9 protein-coding genes and 1 pseudogene are annotated in these 12,585 nt (G+C 57.3%); 8 read left to right on the top strand and 2 right to left on the bottom strand.

All coding sequences use genetic code 11. The annotated features are described in order from the left end of the window. Positions 1-54: 54 nt before the first annotated feature. On the bottom strand, positions 55-4,056 hold the full coding sequence (locus ACKLNI_RS19900; protein ID WP_413720858.1) for a lectin-like domain-containing protein: 4,002 nt from the start codon (positions 4,054-4,056) through the stop codon (positions 55-57). 718 nt (positions 4,057-4,774) lie between these two features. Here ACKLNI_RS19900 and ACKLNI_RS19905 point away from each other — a divergent pair. The 8 genes and pseudogenes from ACKLNI_RS19905 (at position 4,775) to ACKLNI_RS19940 (ending at position 11,695) form a co-directional block, all read left to right on the top strand. Beyond that, entirely contained in the window at positions 4,775-5,452 is a 678-nt protein-coding gene (locus ACKLNI_RS19905; protein WP_413720859.1) for a sugar transferase, read from the top strand. Between the two features lie 267 nt (positions 5,453-5,719). Continuing rightward, positions 5,720-6,937 (top strand): lipopolysaccharide biosynthesis protein, encoded by a 1,218-nt coding sequence (locus ACKLNI_RS19910; protein ID WP_413720860.1) that lies wholly within the window; start codon positions 5,720-5,722, stop codon positions 6,935-6,937. Then, positions 6,930-8,000, top strand: a complete 1,071-nt coding sequence (locus ACKLNI_RS19915) for a glycosyltransferase family 4 protein (RefSeq protein ID WP_413720861.1) — start codon at positions 6,930-6,932, stop codon at positions 7,998-8,000. Before ACKLNI_RS19910 ends, ACKLNI_RS19915 begins: the two co-directional genes overlap by 8 nt. Before the next feature lie 67 nt (positions 8,001-8,067). Further along, a complete protein-coding gene (locus ACKLNI_RS19920) occupies positions 8,068-8,850 on the top strand; it encodes a sulfotransferase family 2 domain-containing protein (protein WP_413720862.1) in 783 nt (260 codons plus the stop codon). Next, positions 8,847-10,094, top strand: coding sequence for an O-antigen polymerase (locus ACKLNI_RS19925; protein ID WP_413720863.1), 1,248 nt, complete (start codon positions 8,847-8,849; stop codon positions 10,092-10,094). The genes ACKLNI_RS19920 and ACKLNI_RS19925 overlap by 4 nt, the downstream gene beginning before the upstream one ends. Next, on the top strand, positions 10,087-11,208 hold the full coding sequence (locus ACKLNI_RS19930; protein WP_413720864.1) for a glycosyltransferase family 4 protein: 1,122 nt from the start codon (positions 10,087-10,089) through the stop codon (positions 11,206-11,208). The genes ACKLNI_RS19925 and ACKLNI_RS19930 overlap by 8 nt, the downstream gene beginning before the upstream one ends. A gap of 170 nt (positions 11,209-11,378) precedes the next feature. Continuing rightward, a pseudogene (locus ACKLNI_RS19935) lies at positions 11,379-11,489 on the top strand (IS5/IS1182 family transposase); the annotation flags it as partial. 20 nt (positions 11,490-11,509) lie between these two features. Next, positions 11,510-11,695 carry a zincin-like metallopeptidase domain-containing protein gene (locus ACKLNI_RS19940; protein ID WP_413720865.1) on the top strand — a complete coding sequence of 62 codons (186 nt, stop codon included), beginning with the start codon at positions 11,510-11,512 and terminating at the stop codon, positions 11,693-11,695. 432 nt (positions 11,696-12,127) lie between these two features. Here the strand turns inward: ACKLNI_RS19940 and ACKLNI_RS19945 are convergent, their stop codons facing one another. Beyond that, positions 12,128-12,580, bottom strand: coding sequence for an SRPBCC family protein (locus tag ACKLNI_RS19945; RefSeq protein WP_413720866.1), 453 nt, complete (start codon positions 12,578-12,580; stop codon positions 12,128-12,130). Positions 12,581-12,585: the final 5 nt, after the last annotated feature.

Here is a 12,585-nt window from a genome sequence, read left to right on the forward strand (position 1 = left end):
CATCGAAACCTATGTTACAAAAATACCACAAAATCGCTTGCGATACAATGAACATCAGGCGACAAGATATCCCGTCAGCGTGACATCCTCGATCGCCTGTTCATTGCTCAGTCCCCCGGTTCCGGCGCCAATCGTAAGGAACGCAAAGTCGTCGGTAAAGAACGGGCTAGTGTCCACGGTCGTTACCAGGGCGCCGTCCAGGTAGGCCGACATCGTCCGCACGGCCGCATCCCACTCGAGAAGCAGATCGTGCAGAAGGCCATCTTCCAGGTTGCTCACGGTCACTGAGGCGGAATACTCCGTCGGGCTGTCCGTATCGAAGAACATGAAATGGTCGCCGGCGACATCCGTGCCATTCCGATGCGTATCAATTTCCAGGCCGAAGCCGTCTGAGATGCTGCGGACGCCAAGTCCGGCTCCGACCGATCCGAGCGCGGTTGCGCCGTTCGGATCGTTGTGGAAGGTGAAGGCCATGCCGTCGGCGCCGTTTCCGTTCTTTGTGCCAAGATAGATCGATGCGGAAAGAGCGAAATCCTGGGTGAAATCGATTTGCGAAGTCAGCCCCGCCGAGCCGCCCTGTTGTTGCGCGTCGGGCGTCAGAACGATCCTCTCTCCAACCAGCGCGGCGGACCCGTTCAGAATGAAATCGTCCATAAGCGCATAGACCGGCGCCGGATCGGGATCGGGATCGGGACCCGGGTCGGGATCCGGCCCAGGACCGGGATCAGTGGTCTCGTCGAATATCTCGCCTGTCATCAGGCGGATGTCCCGAACCAGATGCTGGTTGGACTGACCGCCGGTCGCCGCGGAAACCAGAAGATATGCACCGTACTCTCCGCCAAGGAACGTATTGACGATATCTTCCGTCATACTGCCGACCATCTGCCCGTTGATCGAGTAGCTCATCGTCAGGGTGTCGACGTCCCACATGACCTCGACCGCGTGGAACTCGCCGTCTTCCAGCTGACCCAGCTCCACGGCCGGGTTCAGGCGGAGATAGATATCCGGATCTAGGAAGTTGGTGTGATCGAGGACAGGATCGGGTCCTGTCTGATAGGTATCGAACTCGATGGACAGCCCGTTCTGAAGACCGGCAGCCCCATAACCGCCGCCCTGATAGCCCAACGCAAATGTGCCGGCCGGATCATTGTGGAAGGTAATTGCAATTCCGTCCGCGCCGGATTCCTTCGTTCCCAGATATATGTCGAGCGAGATCATGAAGTCTTGCTCGAAGCTGATCCGATCGTGAGTGGCGATGCCGCCAATCTGGCCTAGAGCGTCCGGGGTAAGCTGGAATGACGAGCCATCCGCCAACAGTTGCGTAACGCCCAGAAGTTCGAGCCCGTTCGGCCATTCGCGGGCAGGGGTGCCGCCGCCCGGGTCGGGGGGCACGCCGATGTCTCCGTTTTCGGTGACACCGTTGAAGGTCAGGTTCCGCAACAGATGTTCGGCAGACAGACCGCCGGTCGCAGCCGAAATGGTCATGAATGCGAACTGGCCGTCGAAAAACTCGCTGGCAAGGTCGCTGACCAGCACCGGCTGCGGAATGTCATCGACCGAGTAGGTCAACTCCTGGCGCGACGGATCCCAAGCCACCTTCACCATGTGATAGGCGCCGTCTTCGAGCTGTGCCAGGGGGCTGGATGTCGTCAGCGCCGCACCGGTGGCTGTGTTTAGAACCGTGGTGTGATCCCCGGCGATATCGTTCGCATTGGTGTGCGTGTCGAACTCGATCGTTATCGCATTCTGCAAGCCGACGATGCCGTATCCGCTTCCTGTTCCGCCAAGGTAGAGACGCCCGGACGGGTCGTTGCTGAAGGTCAGTGCGATCCCATCCGCTCCTGCATCCGAGGCGCCGAAATACAGCTCGAATGACAGCTCGAAGGCTTGCGAGAAATCGATGCGGGTTCCGGTGGAGATCGAGCCGAAGGACTGCGAAACGTCGGGTGTAAGCCGGAAGGTTTCCGGTCCGGTCCGTGTCGCGGCCCCGGCAAAGATTGCACCGGCAAGGATCGTTGCTTCCGTTCCGCCGGTGAAATTCACATTCCGTACGGCCTGAAGGTTGCTCGCGCCGCCAGTTCCTCCGGTCACGCTGAAATAGGCAAAGTCGCCGCCAAGGAAATCGGTTGCGAGATCGCGCTGAAGAACCCCGGCCAAGACTCCATCGAGAGTGTAGCTGATGGTCTGCGTGCCGGCGTCCCAGGACACGCTGACGCTATGGTAGGCACCGTCTTCCAACTGACCCAGGTCGGTGGCCGCGTTCAGGCGCAGATATACCTCGGGATCCAGGAAATTTGTATGGTCGCCCTTTGGTTCGCCGCCGTTGCTGAACGTGTCGAATTCGATGGCAAAGCTGTTCTGTATGCCGCCGGCACCAAATGCGCCACCGCCGCGGCCTAGGGCCTCGAGGCCCGCCGGATCGTTATGGAAGACAAGCGCAAGCCCATCCGCCCCGCCTTCCTTGTCGCCAAGATATATTTCGAGGCTTAGATCGAAATCTTGTGTGAAGTCGATGCGCTCTCGGGCGGTAACCGCGCCTGCCTGCTGGCGCTCATCCTGCGTCAGTTCTACAACTCCGTTGGCCGCGAGAACCGCTGTACCGGCCAGCTCCGCTCCCGTTAAGAACGCCGAACCGTAAGCGCCCTCGTCGGTTCCGATCATGACCGAGATCGCTTCGGACGGAACGTCGTTCTCGTCCAGCACGAAGACCATCCAGGCACCCGGCGTCAGAACGTGGGAATTGTCGGTAGGATTGATGACGATCGTCCCGTCGGGAAACACCGTGAATTCCGGTTCGTGGAACCTAGTTTCCATGTTCAGTGAATGTGTGACCGAGCCATGCTTGACCATTGTCACGCGTGCGACTGCATCCGGATTGTCGACGACGATCGTGAAGTCTTCAAGCTGAGCCACATCGCGCGGCGCGGACAGGATCTCTATCCGCTCTGCAAGCGCGCCGGTCTCGTCGTAGAAATAGTCGGGATAGTAAATCTGTCCGTTGGTGTGCGTGTACGGGCCCGGCGAGCCGCCCCCAACAGAGAGCACGCTTCCATCCGGCAACAGGATTGCCGTTGAATGATAAAGCCGTGCATTTACCTCGTCCTCTCCGGTCGAGGTGATCGTATTGGTTTCACGGTCCCAGATCATTGCCGTGCGGTTTTCGCCGATTGTCGAGTTGTCCGCCGAACTTCCGCCAGTGATCAGCACGTCGCCGGTAGCAAGAATCGTCATGTCCGCCCAGACGCGGTCGCCGGTAAAGCCGGCGTTCGAAATGACCGGAACATCGCCCGATACATCCACCAGATAGGCGTAGTCGTCGCTGGAGAGAAATAGGATCAGGTCTTCGCCGACCATCAGCGCAGGATGCATGTAAGTCGGGTCGAAGCTGAGGCTTGCATAAAACTCAACAGATCCGCCCCCCGTAGGATCCATCATGTACAATTCGTTCAAGCCTTCGCTCAGTACGATCACGCGCCCGTCCGAAGTGGGCCAGGCTCTCGGATACCACCAGTTGGCCCCGCCGGTAATCGCGTCCGTGCCTGCCCCTGGCAGCTGCCGCCATCCGGTTTCGGAATTGTAAAGTTCGGGTGTGCGGACGGCAGCCCCGGCCCCGTTGATCCCGCCCATCACGAGAATGTCGCCATTGGCGAGCGTCACAGCCGTGCCGTACCAACGCGCGTAGTCCATGTCTTCCGGAGCGGCGGTCAGAGACCGGTCAACAGGATTGTAGATATTGACGTCGGCGACGCCGAAATTGGTGTTCCCCAGCGGCCGCGCATCGCCGCCGGATATGAGGATCTCGCCGGTCTCCACGATCAGCGCGGGAACGGAGCAGAAGATGTCGGTGCCGGTGGTGTTGGGTAGGACGTAATTCGTCCCGGTGCTGTAATCCCAGACGGCGTACATCGTTAGTCCGCCGCTCATCCCCTGGTCGTCGGTTCCGAAGGTAAGAAGTTCGTGGTCGACCGTCAGAATCGCATGAATTCCAACCAGGGGCCAATCGAACAGCTCGCCCCATTCTCCTCCAAGATCTAGATCATTCTCTGGCGCAGGCACTGCTACATCCCTCCACTCAAAATTCCGCCTAAGATTACCCCGAAATCTGTCAGCTTCGCCAGACAAATCGGCCAAAAAACTTTGGTCGATTCTTTCTTAATGCAAAACAGATAGAGATTTTATATTTTTTGACAGTTTTCTATTTCCTTTTGAGGGTATGCCCTGCCTGCACGAGCGGCGATCCTGTTTTTTCCGTGAAGAATTCCCGAATCTCCCGCTGCGATGATTCTCCCAACCCTTCATGTTTAGGTGTCTGCTAGGTCTGGTGTGGTTCTTTCCGAATGCTTTATGGTTTCCAAATTGGAAACAATATATTCGGATTTTTGAAATAATAAGTTCAAAAATGTGCAAGCTTATTGATGATACTGAACATCAGCTGTGGATAATTTAGATGTTTCACGCCCATTATCCACAGTGCTCGAAAAGTAGTTGCCAAAGCGAAAATAGTTTCGTTCTGATGGGGCTACAAAGGGGCGTTTTGTCTGGGTGTCGCGTGATGTGTGTGAACGTCACAAGGGTGGGATCTTTATCGGCAGTATTTGGAGTTAACAGATGTAGAACAGATTCGTTCTGAGCGGAGTGGACGATAATTTATCGCATAATTGCGATTGTTATCCCTTTTGGTTTTCTGCTTCAGAACAAATTCTGAGAAATCTATATCTGTTTGGCTTTTATACGGACAATGCGTTGCATTTGATATGTATAGGCTGAGGACTCGATGACTGACCAGCGGTTAATAGTTGAAGCGGTGACAAATAGCGTATTTGTCGGAAAACAATATCGTTCGCAATATGTCCGCTGGGGGAAGCGAACTTTTGATATATTTTTTGTGATAATTACTCTTCCCTTCGTTCTTCCGGTTACTCTTCTTTTATGGGCGCTGGCGCGTATGGCCGGAGAGTCCGGTTTTTTCGCTCAGGATCGCGTGGGCAAGGACGGGCGGGTGTTCCGCTGCTGGAAGATCAGGTCGATGATCCCGAACTCGCAGGAGGTTCTCGACCGGCTCTTGGAGCAAGACCAGGACCTGCGCGAAGAATGGGCTCGCGACCAGAAGCTCGAAAACGATCCCAGAATCACGCGACTTGGCCGCATTTTGCGCAAATCGAGTCTGGATGAACTGCCGCAGTTTTGGAACGTTTTCAAGGGTGAGATGAGCCTTGTCGGACCTCGACCTGTGCTTCCGGAAGAGCTGGCGCGGTACAAGGGATTTAGCGGGTTCTATACCAGCGTGCGTCCGGGCATTACCGGGCTGTGGCAAGTGTCTGGCCGTAACGGCATCAGCTACGACGAGCGCGTGAGAATAGATGCCCATTACACGCGGACTGTTTCGCTGGCGCAGGATCTCCGCATCATCCTTCTGACTGTTCTCGAGGTTTTTCGGCTGCAGGGGCGTTAACCGGCCGCCTTTCGGCGAACCTGCTTCTGACTGGTGCACTCATCCGCGCGATTCACGTTCGCAACAACAGTACCTTATAGTTTTTCTTGGACACTCAAGCGATTTCCGGTGAAGATGGTTGGACGTATTTGAGGGGGTTGTGTGGGTATATGGGGGATGATGTGTCAAGTGCGCGCGGCAGGGCGATGCGCGCGCGAATCGGTTATTGGTAATGGCTCTGATCCCTGAAGGATCGCGAGCCTGCTCAGCTTTCACTTCGGAACTCCTGTGAGAGGTGAGGCGCTCTTCTCGATCGGCAGCGTTGGTTATTTGCTGTCACAGGCGGCGATCATCGTGATCGTGGCCAGGTTCGGCGATGTCGGGCTTCTGGGCGCCTACGGTTTCGCCGCCGCGGTTCTGACGCCGCTCTATTTTTCCGTCCGGCTCGGGGTCGATACCGTGCTTGCCGCGGGACGGTCCTCGGACGATGAGGTCACCCGGCTTGTCAGTACGACAACGGCTGCAAGCTTGGGACTGGCGGCGGCGCTGATCCTTGCCTGCGTCGTCTGTCTTGTGGTCCTCAAAGAGCAGCGAAGCATCATCGCTATCTTCGTGATCGTTGCCCTGACCAGGCTGGTCGAGAATATTATCTACTGCCTAAATGGATACAGGATCGGAAATCATGCACATCGGCGGGCGGCGGTGACTCTGATCGCCGTTTCAGTGTTCGCTCCGCTCGCTTTGGCAGTCGGCTATTTGGCCACCGGCTCGCCGATCCTTGCGATCGCTATGATCCCGGCTGCAAATCTCGCCGGCTTTGCCTTTTTCGGTCTTTCCGAATACCGTTCGCTCAAGCCGGCCCTGTTCGATAGGCGAAACTTTGCGAAACTGGTCGAACTCATGCCGCTCGGCGCCAGCAGCGCTCTCTCCCAGGTACAGAACGCTGCCCCTCGGGTTTTCGGAGGAGCTTTTCTCGGGATGGATATTCTTGGGGCACTGATGCCAGCGTTCCAGATCTTCACCCTGGTCGTCGCTACGGTGAATGCGGCGATACAGTCCTTGCTGCCGAGGATTGCGTCGCGCACGCATGTCGACGCCGCATCGGCCGTGCGAACGATTCTGACATATGCGGGAATTCTCGGTCTCGCGCTTTGTCTTGTGTCCGTCCCAGCAGGCTTCCTGCTGGGACCCGCCATCATCTCGCTTGTTTTCGGCAGCCAGTATGAAATCGCCGCCTTGGCGATTGGCTGGTTTGCGGTCGCCTGGACGCTTCGCGTCATGGCCATCTTTCTGAACAATATCGCGATCATTCGCCGCGATTATGGCGCTCTGGTCAGGCAGAATTTCTACACCGCCACGATTGCCGTCATGATCTTTCCCGCGTTGATCGCGCTGTTCGGAACGGACGGCATTGTGGCCGGAATGATCGCCACCTCTGCCTTCCTTCTGGCCCGGTTGACATGGCATTTCACAAAATCCGCGCGCATGGCCGCACACTATGGTTGACGGACTTTGCATAAACGGGCGCTACCTCTTCCGTCCGCCGACGGGTGTCGATGTGGTTGCCCAGGAAGTGCTCGCCAGGCTCACTGGGCCTGGCATCGAGGTGCTCGCGCCCGAAGGCGAGCTTTTCGGAAAGCCTCCCGCGCAGCGCCTCGTTCAGGATGGCCGTTTCTCAGGCCATTTCTGGGAGCAGATGCACTTGCCGCGTATGGTTGGCGGGCGTCCTCTTCTGGGCTTCTGCAATACCGGGCCCGTCGCGCTGTCCGAGCAGGTGGTCGTCATGCATGACGCGCAATTCCTGGACCACGCGTCCAGCTATACCTGGACATTCCGCGCGCTCTACCGCAGCTTGCTCCCGCTTGTCGCACGAAGGGCGCGGCAGGTTATCAGCGTCTCCCATGCCTCGCTGAGGGCGCTTCACGAATTCGGGGTCATCCCGAAAGACAAGGGCACGGTCATACTGAACGGCTCCGACCGGCTTCGAGGGCTTAGGGCGGATGATACGATCCTGGAACGCAACGGCTTGTCCGAGCGCGGCTATTTCCTCGCCGTTGGAAGCGCGGCGCCGCACAAGAATATCGGGATGCTGTGCGATGTTTTCTCATCCTTCGAGGGCACAGTCCCGCCCTTGGTGATCGCCGGCGGCGCGAACAGCGCTGTATTCTCTGGCGGTTTCGTCGCCGCCAGCCGGAACATCGTGAGACTTGGCCGCGTCACGGATGGTGAGTTGAAATCGCTTTATTCGAACGCCGTCGCACTTCTGTTTCCATCGCTGACCGAGGGTTTCGGACTTCCTCCGCTCGAGGCGATGGATGCCGGGACGATGGCTATCGTCTCGGACGGGGGGGGGATCCCAGAGGCCTGCGCCTATGCCGCGCTCTATGCGACGCCCCACAAGGCTGATGCCTGGTATCGTCAGATATTGAGAACAATCGAGAGTGTGGCGCTTCAGGACGAGATGCGTGCGGCCGGAAGGATGCGAAGCGCCGAGCTGACATGGGACAGGACCGCGAGGGCCTACTCTGAACTTCTCGCATCGACTTTCGAAAAGGAGCGGGCGGCTTGAAGCTTGGCTGGGAATTGAAAATGAGCGTTGCTATTAGATATCTGCTAGGCATCGAAAGTGCCGCGGCATGATCTGGGAATTCGCCAAGACCGGCTATCAGAGTGCGATGGCAGTGCCTGACCGCATCTACCGCCACCGAATCATCTTTCACCATGTTCCCAAATGCGGCGGAAGCTCGGTAACCACGCCGCTTCGTCTGCGATCACTTCTTTCGTATCGCAAGATCGACGAAGATGCGGTCCAGCGCGTCGCCTTTTGCGAAGGGCATGCGGGCTATGTTTCGCGCCACGAAGAGGCGTTTCGGCAGAAGCGGGGCCTCGTGCTCTACGAGGCGGAAAGCGGGACGCGCTTGATTCAGTCTCATGTGCCATGGTTTCCAGCGGAAGCGTCTTCCGCGGCGGCGTCATATGACCGGGTTACGGTCATCCGGCATCCGGTGGACCGGTTCGTGTCGCACTACTTTTTCGATCGCAAGCAAGACAATCTGAACACCATCAGCCGTGAAATTGGGGATTTCCTGCAAACCGACCAGGCGCGCTGCTTTGCGACGCATCTGACCAGGTACTTTTCGGGGCGCCAATGGCCCTATGAGGTCGGAAAGGAGCCTGTCGAAGCAGCCATCGCCGGCATCGGGGAGTTTTCGATCGTCGGAATTCTGGAGGATCTGCCAAAGTTCAAGCGGGATATCCTGCGCCGCTATGGCTGGAGCATCCGCATACCAAAAACCAACGAGGGCGCCAGGGATCGCAATCTTCCCGACGCCCTCATGGAGGAGATCCGGGAACTCTGTGCGTCCGACCTCATGCTCTATGAGATGATTTCCCAGACAAGACGGAGTACAGAATTATGAAGGCACCGTGGTGGTTTTCGCCAATCTGGATCGACGTTTTCTGGATCATTCTCATCTGGGCAACGCTGTTTATCGGGTACGACGCATTCACCTCGATGATTAAGGCATCGAAATTCGTGACGCTGGAATTCACCATCGCATGCACATTGATGCACATGATGTTTATTTTGGGCGCGGCGATCTTCTCCTTATACGGAGGCCGTCCGTCACCCCTAGAGGCCGGCCACGACTGGCTGCGCTTGCCACCGCAGCAAAGGTTTGTCCTGCCGCTCATGTTCTTCACAGTGCTGGCTGTCGCTGCCTACGTTGTCTGGCTCGGCCCAACGCTCTCTCCCGAGGTCCTAAAGCTAGTGCTTAGCGGCGCAGGACGTCGCGTTATTTCCGAACATGCCAACCAGATCAGCGGTGTAACGACCGCGACCCAGTTCGGGATCGCCATCGCCTATGTGTCTTTTCTACTGCTTCTTTTTCAGAAAAAGGGACACAGAAGCCGCCTACTGGCCGCGTTTATCCTTCTCTTCATAGCGCTCAGCATTCTGCGCGCCTTTGTCTGGTCCGAGCGTCTTGCCCTTATCGAGATCACGATACCGATCCTCGTGCTGTGGATCGCCGTCATCAACAAGGGTCAGTTCTGGATCCGCTTCGCGCCGCTTCTCGGGATCTTGATGGCCTTCACCATCTTCGCTGTTTTCGAGTTCTTCAGGTCATGGCAGTTTTACAGCGCACTCGACAGGGATTTCTTCGGTTTCGCGGCGGAAAGGTTCGCTGCCTATTACCTGTCCTCGATAAACAATTTCGCGATGCTCGAGGCATCCATATCGCCCTCGTGGCTGCCGTTAAACTCGGCGGGTTTCGTCTTTCTTTTCCCCGGACTAGAAGGCCTGAACGAGATCAAGGATAATCGCGTCACGCAGTATTACTTCCTAGAGCTCTTCAGAAACACGACACCCGAATTCAATCTCTTTTCGGGGATCGGGTATCTTTGGGACGATTTCGGCTGGGTCGGAGGAGGCATCGCCGCCTTCGTGTTCGGCTCCATATCCGGGCGATTGTTCCTGCTGTTCCGCACGGGATCGCTGGTAGGGCTGTTGTTCTATCCATACTGGATGGTGGGGCTGTTTGACTTGGGGCGTATCCTTTACTGGCCCGGAGGCCGGGCGCTTCCGTCCTTTGTCGTGCTCCTGATTGTCTACCTGATTATCGACGCGTGGAAATCCCGATTACGCGAGACGGCGGATGCCTGATAGCCGTGTGAAACTTCTCCATGTCTTCGAAGTTCTGCAGGGCGGGCAGGGGACGTACCTCTCTCTTTTCGCCGAGGATGAGCTTTCGTGGATCGACTCCTACGTCATCGCACCTGACCGGCACGCAAGCAGCGTGCCGAAAAGTCTTCCGAGCGTCTTTTACCGTGCCCCGCGGCGCAGTCTGCGCAGCCTGGCAAGACTGGCGTGGACAACCCTTGTCACAGCGAGACGCATAAAGCCTGACGTGATCTTCCTGCATTCCAGCTTTTCCTTGCCGCTCGCACCGATCGTTTGGGCTTGGTCATCCGCGCGGATCATCTATTGTCCCCATGGCTGGGCGGCATACAGGTACAAGTCTGGGTCGTTGAAGCACCGACTCTGTGCCTTTGTCGAAGGCTGTCTGGCCTGGTTCCCCCACCGTGTGCTGAACATCTCACGGTTCGACCAAATGGCTTCGGCTAAGGCCGGCTATCTGGGAAGCCATGAGATCCTCTTGAATGCGGTTAGGGATTCCAGCTTGACCCAGCAGGAGGTTCGCTCTGCAGGCGACGACTCCGGGATATCCCTGTTGTTCGTCGGCAGGTTCGACCGGCAAAAAGGTGTCGACCTCTTGCTCGACCAGTTCTCCCGGGCAAGTCAGGCACGGCCTGACCTCAGGCTGTTTTTGATCGGCCAGCCGGTTCTATCCACCGAACGCTGCTTTCCCGTCGACCTTCCGGGCGTCACGGCCGTTGGCTGGGTTGACAATTCGGAAATCGACCGCTGGTTCGCGGAAGCCGATGCTCTGGTGATACCTTCGCGTTGGGAGGGCTTCGGCCTTGTCGTAGCCGAGGCATACCGGAACGGATGCCCGGTAATCGCATCCGATGTGGGAGCCCTGCCCGATCTCGTCGAACACGGGCGCACAGGGTTCATATTCTCTCATGAGCGAGGCGATTTGGCTGATCTTCTGGCCAGTTTGTCCTGCGAGCAATTGCATGCAATGCGCCGACGTTGCCGCGCAATATATGACGAGCGCTTCAGTATCGTCCGGTATTCCAGGGATTTCCACCGGCTCCTCGAATCTCTGGACGTCCAAAGACCGGCCAACACGGCCGAAACCCGTCGCTCGTGACTGGTTCCGCCCGAACCGCGCCGTACTGCGTTTCGGGCCGTACAATTTTGGAAACTTCGCTCCCGGTAATCCCGAAGTACTCCTCTTAGGGTAAGGCCCCATTGATTGCGGCTAGCTTTCATATTCCACGGGTTTAGGCACCGAGCGGTGACACGTCTGATCTTTTCTGGCTGACCAATGCGCAGACGGCACGCCTTGAACAATTCTGCGCGAAGTCCAGCGGTGACCCCCGTGTCGAGGACAGGCATGTGTTGAGTCGAATTGTATTCATCAATCGCAACGACTAAAGTTTGTATGTTGTATGGCCCATGCCGAAGGCTTTTTCGCTGCGAAATATGCGGACGTTCTGCACGGCGGCATTCAGGCTTTCTATAGCGACGGCAGCGATCATGTGCAGATGTCTGCGTTTGAATGCTTCCGCAACCCCGAGCCTTCGTTTAGGCCTTCACCCATTCCTGAATCCATTCGAGGCTTTCAAGGTTGTTGATACGCTCGTTATGCCGTCGACGCGCTTACACGTCCCTCTTGGTCGCTTCGGCGAGGCCGCGTGGGTCAGATGCGGCACAATCCGCTTGACGCACTGCCAACGGACTTCGCCCTCGAGCCTTTCTTTCAGGAAGGCAGACTTTAACCTAAGAAAACGCTTCTCCTCGGCCTGCGTTTACAGACTTCCCGAAGCGAAGCCTTCGAGAACTTCTGCCAGCATTGGCGCGACAGGCTCACCTGTCGCACCATTCGCGTGAGCCAGGGCTTCGTCTCTGTCATCGGACGGAATCCATATGACTCCAAACTTCCGCTCAAATGCGGAGCGGTAGCTCCACTCGAGCCTCGCAGGGCCGCCTAAGCCGGCCTTGGCCCCCGAGGCATCAGAGCAGGCCCTTCTATCGTGGTAGGAAGGACGCGAAGGGGGGGCCGCCGCTTAGGTCACGTTTTCGTTTTCCATGACCTCGGCAAATGACTGGAAGAACTTGGCGGCGAGTTTCTTAGCCGTGCTCTGGACCAGCCGGCTGCCAAGCTGCGCGAGTTTACCTCCGATTTCGGCCTTTGCCTCGTAGCGCAGGATCGTCTGGTCCCCACTGGCCTCAAGGGTTACGTCTGCGCCGCCTTTGGCGTGACCGGCTGCCCCGCCGTTTCCTTGCCCGGTCAGTGAGAACTGTTCAGGCGCCCCTTCCGTGTGGAGCGTGACATTCCCCCCAAAGCGCGCCTTTACCGGCCCCACTTTCAAGAGCACTTTTGCCTCAAGCTCCGTGTCCGAATGCTTGATAAGTTCCTCGCATCCGGGAATGCATTGCTTCAGAACTTCCGGATCGTTCAGAGCCTCGTAAACGCGGTCTCTCGGGGCATTGATGACGATTTCGTCCTTGAGTTCCACTTTCA

Source organism: Silicimonas lutimaris, assembly GCF_047314965.1.
Classification (GTDB): Bacteria; Pseudomonadota; Alphaproteobacteria; order Rhodobacterales; family Rhodobacteraceae; genus JAVJUV01.